Below are 14120 nucleotides of genomic sequence, written 5' to 3' on the forward strand. Positions count from 1 at the left end.
GCCTTTTCAAGTTTACGACCAGACCTTATACCATCAATCTGACCCATAAGAATATTTCTAGCAAGCATTCTCCTAGAATAAGCTTTCTTACCTGGAGTATCAGCATATTTAGAATGCAAATCACCAAAATCATACCGACTAACCAATTCCTCAATAAAAAAACAAATATGATTATCTGGAATAAAGTCCCTCAAATTCAAAGGAAGTAAAAACACCTGACCAATACTATCTTCATGCAAAACCATAAACACCAACTCAACAAAAACTAAAAAACACTAATAATATATTACACCCCATAATATTTAAAACTAAGCATAACTAAAAAGAATCAAAAAATAATTATTGCACAGCCAATTATATTTGTTTTATATAAATAATTATTAATCTTTAGTTACAATATATTATTATATGGGTGATATCATGATTAAATGGTATATTGTTTTTTAGGATTTATCTTAAGCATGATTGTAAACATATTTTCAGACAATTGGCAATTTATAGGTCTTTTAGCTATGTGTTTATTCTAGGAGTCCTTTTAAAAGATGGAGCGTATAGGAGCGTATAGTGGATTTTTAAATGCTTCTTTAGCTGGTTCATTTGGAGCCATAGTTGGCTCAATACGTATAACATTATTTGGAACATTCTTTGGTCCTGTAGGAATTGGCTGTTGGAGGATTTATTGGTATTTCAATAGTTATTGTTCATTTCAGATATTTTGTTATTGTAATGGGGATGACTGGTGCAATTGGAGGTTATTTGTCTAGTAAGTAGTTAGCTTAAAAAGTTAAATAGAAAGAATCAAATAGAAATAGTTATAATCTCTTAAAACATAATTTAATTCATTGTTATATTTGGGTGTTGTTATGGAATTTAGAGAGTTGTATACTGGAATTAACTGGAAATGGTTTGTTATTGGAATGTTTTTATTTGCATTCATAGTTGTTTTAGCTATGGATTCTCATTTAGAAGTACTATTATTCTTTTCATCAATAGGTTTGTTAATTATTGGTTATAAGTCACAAAATATTATTCAAGGAATGATTCTTGGAGCAGTAGGAACATTACCTCTTTTTATTGTGACTGTATTCACTAATCGTCTTGGTATAGCTACTGGTGAGAATTTAACTGGTTTAATTTTAGTATCTTTTATAGCTATTGGATTATTTTGTGGTTTCACAGGTGCTTATTTTAAAAAAGGTAGGAAAAAAGCTATTGCTGATGCTAAGGCACCAGGAAAAACCAATCCACAGAATAAAAATAAGAAGTCAGGTAAAAATAAAAATAAAAATAAAAATATATAATTAATAATTTTCTTAATATTTTTAATATTATGTTAATGAAAAGTATTTAAAAAAGATAAAATACTTAAAAAAGATAAAAAAAGAAATAATATACTAGTATGTATTGTTTTAGGTTTATGTAATGATTTTTTCAATCTTATCTTCATCAAGTGCTGTTTTTATTTCACGGGCAATTCTACGACCCATACTCATTGGTTCACCATACTTTAAATAGCTGTAAGATGAACCATTCATGAAAGTGTTTGTTCCACCATCAGTTCTTGCACTTATTTCAAATACAATAATTTCTAAATCATCGTTTACTAATGTTTGCATACAAAATGGACCATTCATTCCAGGACTTACTAATTTTGCTGCAGATTTTACTAATTTATCTCCAATATCAAATACTTGTGGAAGTAATGATTCTCTCATAACTACTGGATGATTACCAGTTATAACATATGATGGACTTAAATCTACTTCTAACTGGTCTTTAGCAGGCATTCTGACAATACCATCAATACTTGATTCGTATCTACTGTCTATCCCCATTAATTCCACTTCATTGTTAAGTGCTGAATAAAAATAGTGTATACAGTAGTTACACCCAGATACATACTCTTCGATATGTGCTTTAGCTACATCTTCATCTTCTATCCAGTTTCTATTTTTCATAGATTGTATTTTACTGTCGAATTCTTCAGGAGATGATGCAACGAAGTAACCTCTTCCTCCACGAGCACCAGGGAATTTAACCATAACGGCTCTATCAATATCTGATGGATTTTCGTATTTATAAGGGATTCTGATGTCATTTTCTTTTAATAACTGTCTTTCTAAATCTCTTTCAGCTTCCCATCGTAAAATATCCCTATTTCCAAACATGGGGACATTGAAATCATCTTCAACCCTATCAAGTCCAGCATAAGCTACAAATGATCCATGAGGAATAACTATGCTGTTCATATCTCTTAATTTTTCTTGTACATCATCATTAACAATATCTTTAAATTTGTCTACCATTATGTACTCATCAGCAACATCAAATCGTCTATATGGCACATCTCTACCATTTTCACAAACGATGGCTGTGTTAAATCCTTCTTCTTTAGCCCCTCGCAGGATATGTAAGGAGGTATGGCTTCCAAGAGTAGCTATGGTTATATCATTTTTGTCGTACTTGTCAAATATATCTAATATATTTTGTTTTTCTATTTTTCCCATCTCATTGTCTCCTTTTTATATTTAAATATTAATTTTAACTTAGTTCACATTTTTTTTGAGATATACAATTCTAAATCTATTTATACTTATATATTTGTACTATTTTATCTAATTTTTAAGTTCGTATCTAGGTATTGGATTTTTCCTTCGATTTTGAACGAATATAATTCAATACTTCTACACTATTTTATTTTTTTTAGGATTATATATATACTTTCATGATATCTTCAGTTAATATTCTTGTTAAAATAGTTTTACTATATATAATAATTAATCATGATATATAAATAGCTATCTTATTGATTTTTAGAGGAAATTTTTAAATATTAAAAAACACATATTTAGAAATGATAAATTATTAGACTTTTTTTAATCTTTGCTAAATTAGATATATGCTTATTTTTCATCAAATTATGATATAAATTTTTTTATTAATGGTCTAATTGATTTAATTAATAACATTTAGTCTGTTTAATTAGTTGTTTTAACAATTTTGGAATAATATGATATTCTCATTATGTGTCATCAATAATAGATGACAAAAAATTATTTTATAGTACAATTATCTATCGAATTTTTCTATTTCAATAAAACTACACCATAATAATACAAAGTCCTTTCATCATCCTCATATTTTACCATTTCGTAATTATTATTTTTAGCCGTTTGAATTACATCAATTCCACAGGCTTCCATCGATGGTCTGGTTGTATCTCTATTAATACAGTTAGTTAGGTTACAAGATTTACACCGTTTGCATGATCCAGCACCTAAAGCCATAGCTTTATAAAATTCCATACCAATAGCTATTTTTTCTAAATCACGGACTATTCTTGAAGTGGTTTCCTTACTATCCATACATTGAACTAAAATAGCTTCATCATAACATTCTAGAATTTTACTCATTTCTTCAGGTGTGGGAGTGTATGGTGGGCAGTCTAAATTTGTATTATAATTTTTACATGCATATTTACATTTAAATCTTACCCATGGAGCAGTCACGATGCTTGATACTTTAATTTGTTTTGCTTCAATGAATTCATCAATGTTTTCAAAATCATTGATCTTATTTATTAATTCTACTATTTTATCCATTTTATCCATAATTTCAAACTCAAAAAAACTGTTTTCTATTAAATATATTTATTATTCCTTAATGATAAATTTAACATTATGAAACAAACTTTTAAAAACGATAAATCAGAGATTTCTCGAGATTTCTCTAAATTTACTTATTGAGATCGCATTATTTGAGGAATAATGGATCTATTGATTCATATAATATTTTAAATATTTTCAATAAATACAAAGTGTTATTATATATTACTAACATATATTATAATAATGTGTATATTTGCGAAATTCATATTTTGATTATACATAAATCATGAAAAATTAGGTGGTAACATGTTAATTGGTTTAATATCAGATACACATATTGATGATCAGGTTGATGCACTTCCTCAAGCTGTAAAAACAGCTTTCAAAGATGTGGAACTTATTCTTCATGCTGGAGATGTAACTAAAATGGAAGTCATTAAAAAATTGGAAGAAATAGCTCCAGTTAAGGTAGTACAAGGAAATATGGATCGAGAAGTAGGCTTAGAATTACCTAAAAGTGAAGTAATAACTATTGATGGAATAAAAATAGGAATTAATCATGGAGAAGTCTATCCAAAAGCAGATACTCAACAATTAGAATATATTGCAAAAGAATTGGAAGTAGATGTTCTAGTTAGTGGACATGCTCATAAGCCATTCATTGAAAAAGCAAATGGAATAATAATTGTAAACCCTGGAAGTCCAACAGTCCCAACTTTAACAGACCCAACAGTCATGTTAATGACAGTGGAAAATGGAGAAGTTGATTTTGAGCTATATAAAATAGGACAATCAGCTTGTAAAGCATTAAACATAGAAAGAAATACTAAATAATTATTTTTGCAGTATTTCTTAGTACTTATTACTATTTTTGATACATTATTATTATCATTTTTTATTACTTTTGCTGTTTTTAATATTATTTATTTAATATTATTTATTTAATATTATTTATTTAATATTTTTTATAATTCTATATTATTTTTTTCATTAATTTTTGTACTGAATATTGAATTAAGTGGTATAATATAGTGTATTATATTCAACATTATGGGGCGCTGTTTAATTAAGTATAATATGAATAAATTGAAATCGATTATCTATTTCATTGACCCTTTCTAAACAATATCTTTATATACTAATACTAAAATATTATATAAATATAGTTATTTTTAAGGGGTAACTATCTATTAAATTAAAATTAGGTGGTTATGATTTATTTTTTATTATTTTTAAATTAGTTAGATGTATATCGAATTTAAAAAAAGATTTAATTATAATACATATTACATATTATATTTTTTTCATGAAGTATATTGATGTTATTTACAAATAACTTGGATTTATATTAATTAGTTTTCTTTTATGATGTTGTTATATTAGTTAATTTGGAGATTAAAATGTCAAAAATAGCTAAAGGAAGTTTTCTGATTTTAATAGGTAACTTCATATTTCGTATTGGAGGTTATATCTACAAATTTTTAATGGGTGCTCTTTTAGGACCTTCTGCTTTTGGTATTTTAACTTTTACTCTACAATTTCAAGGAATTCTTCAAGTTCTCGCAGCAGGAGGTATTCCTCCAGCAATAGCTAAGTATATTTCTCAGTATAATGCGATAGGTGAAGAAAACCTTGCTAGAGCTACAATTTATGTTTCACTAAAAATAATGCTTCTTTTGGGAATAATTTTAGGGTTTTTAATAATTTTTGTTATTGCTCCATTTTTATCTTTAAACACTGGATTAAATGAAACAATGCCAGGTCTTTTATATCCTTTACAGGCAGTTGGTTTCATTGTTCCATTTAGTGTTCTTGTAGGTGCATTTAGGGGTGCATTTCAGGGTGTTTTTAAAATGGAATATATTTTAAGTACAAGAGCTATCGAACAAGTTTTCATGATTGTATTTGCAGTTTTATTGGTTGTACTTGGATATTCTACGGTGGGAGCGGTTTTTGGTTCAGTAATAGGATTTTTTGCATCTGCTGTGCTATCTATATTTATATTTAAAAAATATATGGGGAAATATATTTCAAAATCTGATAAAAATCATAGGATGTCCTTTCATGAGGAGTTAGGATTAGCTAAAAAGATAATAACTTTTGCAATTCCTGTTATTGTAACTTCTTTAGCAGAAATGGGAATTTTTGCAATATCTACATTTGTAATATCTTATTTACTTGGTTCAGTATTTACAGGGTATTTTGGTGCTGCAGATCCAATTTCTCGCTTTCCACTTATAATTTCAACATCACTTGCAACTACAATACTTCCTGCAGTTTCTGCTGCATTTAGTACAAATAATCGAAAGTTGTTAAATAGCTATGTTTCATTAACTTATAGATATTCAATGGCTATTGTTATTCCAATGTGTATTGGGATTTCCATGTTTTCTTATCCCATATTAAAATTAATATTTCCGAATTTTACTGAAGCAGCATCAGTTTTAAGTATTCTTGTTATTGGAATGGCTTTTTATTCAATGTTCGCAATTTCTTCGAGTATAATTCAAGGAGTAGGAAATCCCAGAATTCCTATGTATATTTTAGCCATTGGAACAGTAGCTACCTTTCTATTAAACTGGTTTTTAATACCAATTTTTGGAATTGTAGGTGGAGCATTAGCCAACACAATAGTATGCTTCTTAATAATGGTTCCTATCTTAAAATTAAGCTTTTCACTAACAAAAACTAAGGTTCCTTATAAATTTTTCATTAAACTATTAATAGCTACACTCATAATGATTTTCTTGATATTAATCATTCCACAGACTATTTTAGGCTTAATTTTAGCTATTGTCATCATACCATTAATATATTTATTAACTTTAATCTTTTTAAATTCTTTTGATGAAGAAGACATTTCATTTTTCCTAAAATTTTCATCTAAACTTGGACCTTTCAGTGTTATAATTAATAACTTAGTGAAATTGATTAGATTTAGGCGCTGATTCGTTAGCACAGATTTCAAAAAATCCTCGTTTTTTTAAAATCTTGATGAGTTATTGATTTTTGGTGTTATTTTATTTCATTTTTAAAAGTATATGAACTAGTAATGTCAGATACTTAATATTATAAACATAATTTTTCTATAAATAAGGTGCAAAACAATGGGAAGTAGATGGCAAGTAGAAAAGAAAAGAGATCCATATTATAAAAGGGCTAAAAACGAAGATTATAGATCAAGAGCTTCATATAAACTTCTTCAGCTGAATAAGAAATTTAAAATAATTAAAAAAGGGAACAAAGTTCTTGATTTAGGGGCTGCTCCTGGAGGATGGTCTCAAGTAGCTTTAGAAAGAGTTGAAGAAGATGGAATGATTTTAGCTGTAGATCTTCAGAGAATGAAACCATTTACAGAGGAAAATTTTCATAGTATTCGTGGTGATTTCACAACACCTGAGATTCAAGAAGCTATTTCAAGTAAACTTGAAGGAAAAGCTAATGCTATCATATCTGATGCTTCTCCATCTCTAACAGGTATAAAAAATCTTGATCATTTAAAATCTATGGATTTATTTGAAAATGTTATGGATATCTGTTATAATCACTTAGCTGTTAATGGAAATATTTTAATTAAGTTTTTTCAGGGTGAAAAGGCACAAGAATTAATAAAAGCAAATAAAAAGAAATTTAGAACCTTTAAAACTACAAAACCTGCTTCGTCACGTAAAAAAAGCTCGGAAATGTATTTGTTAGGTCTAGGGTATAAGCTTTAATTGTTTAGGATGTAAATTAAATTATCCATGCAACTGTATAAATTATGTAGTTGTAGGGGTTATGTGATTGTATAAATTATGTAGTTGTATGGGTTATGTGACTGTATAAATTATGTAGTTGTATAAATTGCAATGGGTTATATATTTATAGTTATTGCTTGTTTCACCTATAATTCTTTTATAGAATTTCCTGAAGTGTCTAATTGGGTTTGAGCGGTTTTTATCCGGTCTTCAATTTCTTTTTCTGTTTTTTTTGATTTAAGCGCACTTTCTACATCGTCAATTGCTGATTTTGCTCTTACTAAGTTTAGTTCTGCAGCTATTAATTTATTTTTTTTGGTTTTGTCATCTGTATTTATTGTGCTTTTTTTGTCTGTAAGTTCTCCTTCAAGTTTTTGGTAATCGGAGTTTAGCACTGCTAATTGATCGTATTGACCTCCTGATGATACAGAATTGGATATTCCTGATGAAATCCAGCTGAATCCGACATATCCTGCAATAATTATAGTGGATACAACCATTATAACACCTAAAACAGATATCATCATTGATGTATTCTTAAATAAACGTAATCGTGATCTCTTCATTCTTTCATCTCTTAAACAAGTATAACTGTAGGTTAAGATTAAATTTAAACTAAGGTTAATGTAATAAGTTTTATTATCTTGTTGAATAATATTGTTTATATTGAATAAAATTTGTTTATATGATATTAATTAATATTATTAACTTATTCATAAATTTTATATAATTGGTAGAAGTATATATTTATTAGTAAATAATATTAATACTAAAAATACTAATTAATTAAATTGTAGCTATTAATAGGATATTTTAATCAATTTCATAGCTATTTATGTTAAATGATGGTTATTTAAATTTTTTATTTTAATATTTCGTTTAATTGCTTAATTTCATATTTAATTAATTTAATTTTCCTTATATTCAACATAATATTATTGGTATGTTGTATTTGGTATATTAATTTTTTCATGAAAGTTAAGAATATTAATAATGAAAATTAAATAGATATTTAATACACTGATTTCACAAAACGGAAAAAATAAGCTTTTTCCTAAATTTCAAATCTTCGATTTAAAATAATAGAAAATTTTGCAAAATCATCATATGAAGTTAAATCAGTTTTTATAGATTAAAAGGATTTTGAAAAAATTTTTTATTTTGTTTAAAATCAGAAATTTTAAACATTAGGAAATCGAAGATTTCCTTAAATTTCGAAATCAACATCTAAATTAATATTTCAATAATTAAAAATAATATTGATACAATGAATTCAAGTAGCAAATCAAAAACATCACTTACAAAATTTGAGGAATTTTTTTCAACTAAGTATAAGGATAAACTCTTTGAAGTTTTGGAAAAATATCCTGAGGAACGATCATTATATGTTGATTATTTAGATTTAGAAATGTTTGACCCAGATCTTGCAGATTTATTAATAGAAAAGCCAGAGGATGTTCTTAAATCAGCTGAGAAATCTATTAAAAACATAGATCCTTTAATGAAAAATGCAGATTTAAACATTAGAATGCAAAATCTTACAAACAATGTGCCTTTAAAGGTACTCTTAAGTAAATATATTGGTAAATTCGTATCTGTAGATGGGATTGTTAGGAAAACTGATGAAATAAGACCTCGTATTGAAATAGGGACTTTTGAATGTCGTGGATGTATGAGAATTCATGAGGTAGTTCAAACTTCAAGTTCAGTGACTACAGAACCTTCAATGTGTACTGAATGTGGTGGAAGATCCTTTAAATTGGTTCAAGAAGAGTGTAAATATATTGACACGCAAACAACACGTATACAGGAGCCTTTGGAGAACTTATCTGGAGGTACAGAACCTAAACAAATTCTTATTACATTAGAAGATGATTTAGTTGATGCTTTAAATCCTGGAGATAGTGTTAGAATTACTGGGACTCTTAAAACCTTCAGGGAAGAGCGAAGTGGTAAATTCAAGAATTACATATATGCTAACTATATTGAACCTTTAGAACAAGAATTTGAAGAACTGCAGCTTAGTGAAGAGGATGAAGCTAAAGTTATTGAGTTATCTCAAGATCCTGACATTTATGAAAAGATTATAAAATCAACTGCTCCATCTATTAGAGGTTATGCAGATGTTAAGGAAGCAATAGCTTTACAACTCTTTGGAGGCTCAGCTAAAGAGCTTGAAGATAAAACAAGACTTAGGGGAGATATTCATATTCTTATTGTTGGGGATCCAGGGATTGGTAAATCTCAAATGCTTAAATATGTCTCAAAACTTGCTCCAAGAAGTATTTATACCAGTGGTAAAGGAACATCAGGTGCAGGTTTAACTGCAGCGGCAGTTCGTGACGAACTTGGAGGATGGTCCTTAGAAGCAGGAGCATTGGTTCTTGGAGATAGGGGTAATGTTTGTGTTGACGAGCTGGATAAAATGAGATCTGAAGACAGATCTGCACTTCACGAAGCTTTAGAACAACAAACTATAAGTATAGCTAAAGCAGGAATAATGGCTACATTAAATTCTCGTTGTTCAGTTCTTGCAGCAGCAAACCCTAAATTTGGAAGATTTGATAGGTATAAATCAGTTGCAGAGCAAATTGAATTGCCATCACCAATTCTATCTCGTTTTGATTTGACATTTATTGTTGAAGATAAGCCAAATATTGATAATGATAGAAAATTAGCAAAACACATTCTTAAAATTCACAAAGAGATCTCTGCAGACTATGAAATTGAACCAGAACTTCTTAGAAAATATATTGCTTATGCAAGAAATAATGTTAAACCAGTTCTAACTGATGAAGCTAACAGTGTACTCGAAGACTTCTATGTAAATATGAGAAGTAGTGCAGTGGATGAAGACTCTCCAGTTCCAATAACAGCAAGACAATTAGAAGCTATTATTCGTTTATCAGAAGCATGTGCAAAAATAAGACTCAGAGATGAAGTATTAGCTGAAGATGCTCATAAAGCAGTTAAACTACAACAAGCATGTTTAAGTAAGGTTGGAATGGATCCTGAAACTGGAAAAATAGATATAGACAAAGTAGAAGGAAGAACTCCAAAATCTGAAAGAGACAAACTCCAAAAAGTAGTGGATGAAATCAAACAATTACAAGATGAATATGGGGATAAAGCTCCAATAAATGTATTAACCTCTAACCTCGTTGATCAATATGAAATGAGCGAAGAAAAAGTAGAATTAATCATAAAACAGCTTAAAAACAAAGGAGTAGTTTTTGAACCAGTAACTGGATTCTTGAAGATAGTTTAATCTATGTAATTTCATTAAAAATAGATAAACAAGTGTAATAAATGCTTTTATCATCTATTACTTAATTAGAACTAAAAAGATTTGTGCCACTTTAAAATACCAAAGCTTAATAATGATAATTTACAAATAATTATAATGATATATTTATAAAATTTTATTATTTTTATTTATCATTTTAATGACTATTATCGTTTAATTAATCCAATATTCAAATAATTATAATATTTTAAGGATTATAATTACTGATTTTCGGTTTGAAGATACAATACTTAATAAAAACATAAATTAAGTATATTATTACTCATTAGGAGGAAGATTATTATGGCAAGTTATGATGATTTATTAGATAGGGCAATTGAGCAATTACCTCCGGAAGTATTTGAAACAAAACGTTTTAGTGTTCCTAAGGCTTATTCTGTAATTCAAGGGAATAGGACTTTTGTTCAAAACTTTAAAGATATTGCTGAAGCATTAAACAGAGATCCACAACATCTCTTAAAGTTTTTATTAAGAGAATTAGGAACTGCTGGGAATTTAGAAGGTGGAAGAGCAATCTTACAAGGTAAGTTTACCCATTTTTTAATAAATGAAAGATTAGATGAATATGTTGAAAAATTCGTTTATTGTCAAGAGTGTAACAGACCAGATACAAGAATAATAAGAGAAGATAGAATATTTATCTTGAAATGTGAAGCATGTGGTGCTAAAGCTCCACTTAAAACATTATAACACTTAATTGATCTTTTATTTATTGTTTTTCTATTTTTAATTAAATTTAGATTATTCTTTTTAAGTTTAATTTATTTTTCTATTTTTTTCTTTAAGATTAAAATTTAGATATTATATTTTAATAAGTGTTTTTTATTTAGATATTATATTTTAATAGGTGTTTTGACATGTTTTGTCATGAATGTGGAGACTCTGATGATGAATTAATTGAAGGACTTTGTAAAGACTGTTTTTTAAAACAATTATCAATACTAACTATTCCTCAAGATATTAGTGTTACTGTATGTGCTCATTGTAATTCTAAACTTGAAAATGGAAAATGGAAAGAATCATATCTTCTAGAAGATGAAATCATATATAGAGTACTTGAAAATGCTATTGAGATTAATCAACTTACTAAAAATCCAGAAATTGAATTAGAAATACTTCAAATGAGAGGAACAATAGCTGAATGTTATATTGAAGCAAAAATAACAATTTATGGAAGAGAAGTCATTCAAAAGTATGAAACAAATGTTAGATTAAATAAAAGTGTTTGTACTCCATGTAGTAAAAGGAATTCAGGGTACTATGAAACTGTAATTCAGCTTAGAGCAGATTCAAGAGAATTAACACACAGGGAAATAGCTAAAACAAATGATTTAATTAAAAAATCATTAGCTAATCAATTTGAAAAAGATAAATTAGCTTATCTTGCTCAAAAAACCGAAATGAAAGAAGGGATTGACTATTATTTCGGTTCCTCAAAATCTGGAAGAAGAGTAGCTAATGAAATTAAAGAGGAATTTGGAGCAGTTATAAAAGAATCACCAAGACTCATAACTCAAGACAAATCAACTGGAAAAGGATTATACCGAGTATGGATTTCTGTAAGACTTCCAAACTTCCAAGTCAATGATTTTATAGAATTTAAAGATAAAATTGCTCAAGTTGCCTCAGTAAGTGGCAGTAAAATAATAGCTATTAATCTTAAAACTTTTGAGGAATTCTCAATTCAATGGAGAGATTATGATGATATTGAGGTTCTTGGAAGATCAAATGAGATTTTAAAGACTACTTTAATTTCAAAATCTCCGAATTCATTCCAAATATTAAATCCTATAACTTATGAAGTTATTGAGCTTCCTTTAAATAAAATAGCTATTAATTCTAATATTGGTGATGAGGTTAATGTTATTGGAATTGAAAATGAATTTTATCTGATAAATAATTGATTAAATTACAATTTAGCATAATTTAGATATTTTAATGCAATTTTTATCATGCAAATACTTAAATAATTTAATTTAAAAATATAATTATTATTAATTAAACATTAACTTATACCTTAAACATGTGATTATATGGATATTCAAGAAAAAATAGTGATTGTTGAAGAGGGAACATTAGAAATAGTAACTATTGATGAGCTTAAAGAGAAATTTGATAAAGAGGATCCAATTGCATACACTGGATATGAGCCTTCAGGCAAAATCCATTTAGGTCATGCTATCACAGTTTTTAAGCTTAAACAACTTCAAGATTTAGGTTTTAAAATCAAGATTCTTTTAGCTGATTATCATGCTTATTTAAATGGAAAAGGAACTATTGAAGAGATAGAAAAAATAGCTAAATACAATGAAAAGTGTTTTAAAGCCTTAGGTTTAAGTGAAGACACAGAATTTATCTATGGTTCATCTTTCCAAACAAGTCCAGGTTATGTTGATAATGTTTACAAGTTAGCTACATTAACCACAATAACCAGAGCCACACGAAGTATGGATCAAGTTTCAAGACACTCAGAAAACCCAAAAGTTGCTAATGTTATTTATCCATTAATGCAAGTTGTAGACATGGCTTTCTTAAATGTAGATCTAGCTTTAGGTGGAATGGAACAAAGAAAAATACAAATGCTTGCAAGAGAATACTTATCAAAGATAGACCAGCCAACTCCTGTATGTATTCACACTCCTCTATTACATGGTACTGATGGTGATGATAAGATGTCATCAAGTAAAGGAAATTTCATAGCAATAGATGACACAGAAAAAGAAATCAAAACCAAAATCAAAAAAGGCTTTTGCCCAGTAAAAGAAATTGAAGGAAATCCAATAATAGAAATAGCAAATCATTTCATCTTTCCAAATCAAGACCAAATAAAAATAGAACGTCCTGAAAAATTTGGAGGAAATCTAAACCTAACTAAAGATGAACTAATAGCTAGCTATAGCAAAGGCGATTTACATCCAATGGATCTTAAAAATGCAGTATCAACCTACTTAATAGAATTTTTAAGACCAGTAAGAGAATATTTTGAAGAGTAATTAGTAATATTAGATAATAATTACTAATAATTAAACATTAATCAGCAATTATTAATTTATTTGTTCATTGAATTTATTTAATTTATTTAATTTATTTTATATAGTTTAATTAAAAATTAGGCAGTGTTTATATGGATTATGAAATGAAATTACCAATTGGTGTTGGAGAACAACTTCTAGCTCACACAATTCAAAAGTTTGAAGTACAACTAAAACAAACAGATGCAGGACCAGTCCTAGTAGGACCTTTTGAAGAATTAGAAAATGCAAAAGATTATATGATTCAAGAATTGAAGGAAAGGATAAGTAAGTATTAAAACATTTTAAATATTATTTTTTACATATTTCAGGAGATCTTCCATAATTTATTGATTAGTTAATTGATATTTATTGGTTTATATTATGATGATGAAGTAATATTAAGTTAAAATAAGGATTATTATTTAGTTTATTGGGTTTTAAGTGATTTATGTTT

13 protein-coding genes and 1 pseudogene are annotated in these 14120 nt (G+C 27.7%); 10 read left to right on the forward strand and 4 right to left on the reverse strand.

What is annotated here, in order from left to right; all coding sequences use genetic code 11:
• Positions 1-245: pseudogene (locus tag MBFIL_RS08045) on the reverse strand (hypothetical protein); the annotation flags it as partial.
• A gap of 297 nt (positions 246-542) precedes the next feature.
• Here MBFIL_RS08045 and MBFIL_RS08050 point away from each other — a divergent pair.
• Both MBFIL_RS08050 and MBFIL_RS08055 read left to right on the forward strand, forming a co-directional pair.
• Positions 543-764 carry a hypothetical protein gene (locus tag MBFIL_RS08050; RefSeq protein WP_066973360.1) on the forward strand — a complete coding sequence of 74 codons (222 nt, stop codon included), beginning with the start codon at positions 543-545 and terminating at the stop codon, positions 762-764.
• 99 nt (positions 765-863) lie between these two features.
• Positions 864-1301 (forward strand): hypothetical protein, encoded by a 438-nt coding sequence (locus tag MBFIL_RS08055; RefSeq protein ID WP_066973362.1) that lies wholly within the window; start codon positions 864-866, stop codon positions 1299-1301.
• Positions 1302-1415: 114 nt separating this feature from the next.
• Here MBFIL_RS08055 and MBFIL_RS08060 read toward each other — a convergent pair whose 3' ends face one another.
• Both MBFIL_RS08060 and MBFIL_RS08065 read right to left on the reverse strand, forming a co-directional pair.
• Positions 1416-2507, reverse strand: a complete 1092-nt coding sequence (locus MBFIL_RS08060; RefSeq protein WP_066973365.1) for a formate--phosphoribosylaminoimidazolecarboxamide ligase — start codon at positions 2505-2507, stop codon at positions 1416-1418.
• 579 nt (positions 2508-3086) lie between these two features.
• Positions 3087-3602, reverse strand: a complete 516-nt coding sequence (locus tag MBFIL_RS08065; protein WP_211261744.1) for a DUF2284 domain-containing protein — start codon at positions 3600-3602, stop codon at positions 3087-3089.
• Between the two features lie 312 nt (positions 3603-3914).
• On the opposite strand from MBFIL_RS08065, the gene MBFIL_RS08070 reads away from it, so the two are divergent.
• The 3 genes from MBFIL_RS08070 to MBFIL_RS08080 all read left to right on the forward strand — a co-directional run bounded on the left by MBFIL_RS08070 (position 3915) and on the right by MBFIL_RS08080 (position 7324).
• Positions 3915-4442, forward strand: a complete 528-nt coding sequence (locus MBFIL_RS08070) for a YfcE family phosphodiesterase (protein WP_066973368.1) — start codon at positions 3915-3917, stop codon at positions 4440-4442.
• 566 nt (positions 4443-5008) lie between these two features.
• Positions 5009-6556, forward strand: a complete 1548-nt coding sequence (locus MBFIL_RS08075; protein ID WP_066973370.1) for a flippase — start codon at positions 5009-5011, stop codon at positions 6554-6556.
• 159 nt (positions 6557-6715) lie between these two features.
• Positions 6716-7324 carry an RlmE family RNA methyltransferase gene (locus MBFIL_RS08080; protein ID WP_066973372.1) on the forward strand — a complete coding sequence of 203 codons (609 nt, stop codon included), beginning with the start codon at positions 6716-6718 and terminating at the stop codon, positions 7322-7324.
• 167 nt (positions 7325-7491) lie between these two features.
• Here the strand turns inward: MBFIL_RS08080 and MBFIL_RS08085 are convergent, their stop codons facing one another.
• Positions 7492-7911 (reverse strand): hypothetical protein, encoded by a 420-nt coding sequence (locus tag MBFIL_RS08085; protein WP_066973375.1) that lies wholly within the window; start codon positions 7909-7911, stop codon positions 7492-7494.
• A 701-nt stretch (positions 7912-8612) separates the two neighbouring features.
• Here MBFIL_RS08085 and mcm point away from each other — a divergent pair.
• The 5 genes from mcm to MBFIL_RS08110 all read left to right on the forward strand — a co-directional run bounded on the left by mcm (position 8613) and on the right by MBFIL_RS08110 (position 13962).
• Positions 8613-10613: a minichromosome maintenance protein MCM gene (gene mcm / locus MBFIL_RS08090; RefSeq protein WP_066973377.1), complete on the forward strand. Its 2001-nt coding sequence runs from the start codon at positions 8613-8615 to the stop codon at positions 10611-10613.
• Positions 10614-10934: 321 nt separating this feature from the next.
• A complete protein-coding gene (locus tag MBFIL_RS08095; protein WP_066973379.1) occupies positions 10935-11342 on the forward strand; it encodes a translation initiation factor IF-2 subunit beta in 408 nt (135 codons plus the stop codon).
• Between the two features lie 167 nt (positions 11343-11509).
• Positions 11510-12556, forward strand: coding sequence for a 60S ribosomal export protein NMD3 (locus MBFIL_RS08100; protein ID WP_066973380.1), 1047 nt, complete (start codon positions 11510-11512; stop codon positions 12554-12556).
• 129 nt (positions 12557-12685) lie between these two features.
• The gene (locus tag MBFIL_RS08105) at positions 12686-13645 is read left to right on the forward strand and encodes a tyrosine--tRNA ligase (protein ID WP_066973382.1); all 960 of its coding nucleotides are present in this window, start codon (positions 12686-12688) and stop codon (positions 13643-13645) included.
• Positions 13646-13776: 131 nt separating this feature from the next.
• Positions 13777-13962 carry a hypothetical protein gene (locus tag MBFIL_RS08110; RefSeq protein ID WP_066973385.1) on the forward strand — a complete coding sequence of 62 codons (186 nt, stop codon included), beginning with the start codon at positions 13777-13779 and terminating at the stop codon, positions 13960-13962.
• The last annotated feature ends 158 nt before the right edge of the window (positions 13963-14120 follow it).

Source organism: Methanobrevibacter filiformis, assembly GCF_001639265.1.
Classification (GTDB): domain Archaea; phylum Methanobacteriota; class Methanobacteria; order Methanobacteriales; family Methanobacteriaceae; genus Methanacia; species Methanacia filiformis.

Bases quoted from the DNA above. Each gene is read 5' to 3' on its own strand.
- MBFIL_RS08050 (WP_066973360.1), top strand. From the start codon at position 543: ATGGAGCGTATAGGAGCGTATAGTGGATTTTTAAATGCTTCTTTAGCT.
- MBFIL_RS08055 (WP_066973362.1), top strand. From the start codon at position 864: ATGGAATTTAGAGAGTTGTATACTGGAATTAACTGGAAATGGTTTGTT.
- MBFIL_RS08060 (WP_066973365.1), bottom strand. From the start codon at position 2,507: ATGGGAAAAATAGAAAAACAAAATATATTAGATATATTTGACAAGTAC.
- MBFIL_RS08065 (WP_211261744.1), bottom strand. From the start codon at position 3,602: ATGGATAAAATAGTAGAATTAATAAATAAGATCAATGATTTTGAAAAC.
- MBFIL_RS08070 (WP_066973368.1), top strand. From the start codon at position 3,915: ATGTTAATTGGTTTAATATCAGATACACATATTGATGATCAGGTTGAT.
- MBFIL_RS08075 (WP_066973370.1), top strand. From the start codon at position 5,009: ATGTCAAAAATAGCTAAAGGAAGTTTTCTGATTTTAATAGGTAACTTC.
- MBFIL_RS08080 (WP_066973372.1), top strand. From the start codon at position 6,716: ATGGGAAGTAGATGGCAAGTAGAAAAGAAAAGAGATCCATATTATAAA.
- MBFIL_RS08085 (WP_066973375.1), bottom strand. From the start codon at position 7,911: ATGAAGAGATCACGATTACGTTTATTTAAGAATACATCAATGATGATA.
- mcm (WP_066973377.1), top strand. From the start codon at position 8,613: ATGAATTCAAGTAGCAAATCAAAAACATCACTTACAAAATTTGAGGAA.
- MBFIL_RS08095 (WP_066973379.1), top strand. From the start codon at position 10,935: ATGGCAAGTTATGATGATTTATTAGATAGGGCAATTGAGCAATTACCT.
- MBFIL_RS08100 (WP_066973380.1), top strand. From the start codon at position 11,510: ATGTTTTGTCATGAATGTGGAGACTCTGATGATGAATTAATTGAAGGA.
- MBFIL_RS08105 (WP_066973382.1), top strand. From the start codon at position 12,686: ATGGATATTCAAGAAAAAATAGTGATTGTTGAAGAGGGAACATTAGAA.
- MBFIL_RS08110 (WP_066973385.1), top strand. From the start codon at position 13,777: ATGGATTATGAAATGAAATTACCAATTGGTGTTGGAGAACAACTTCTA.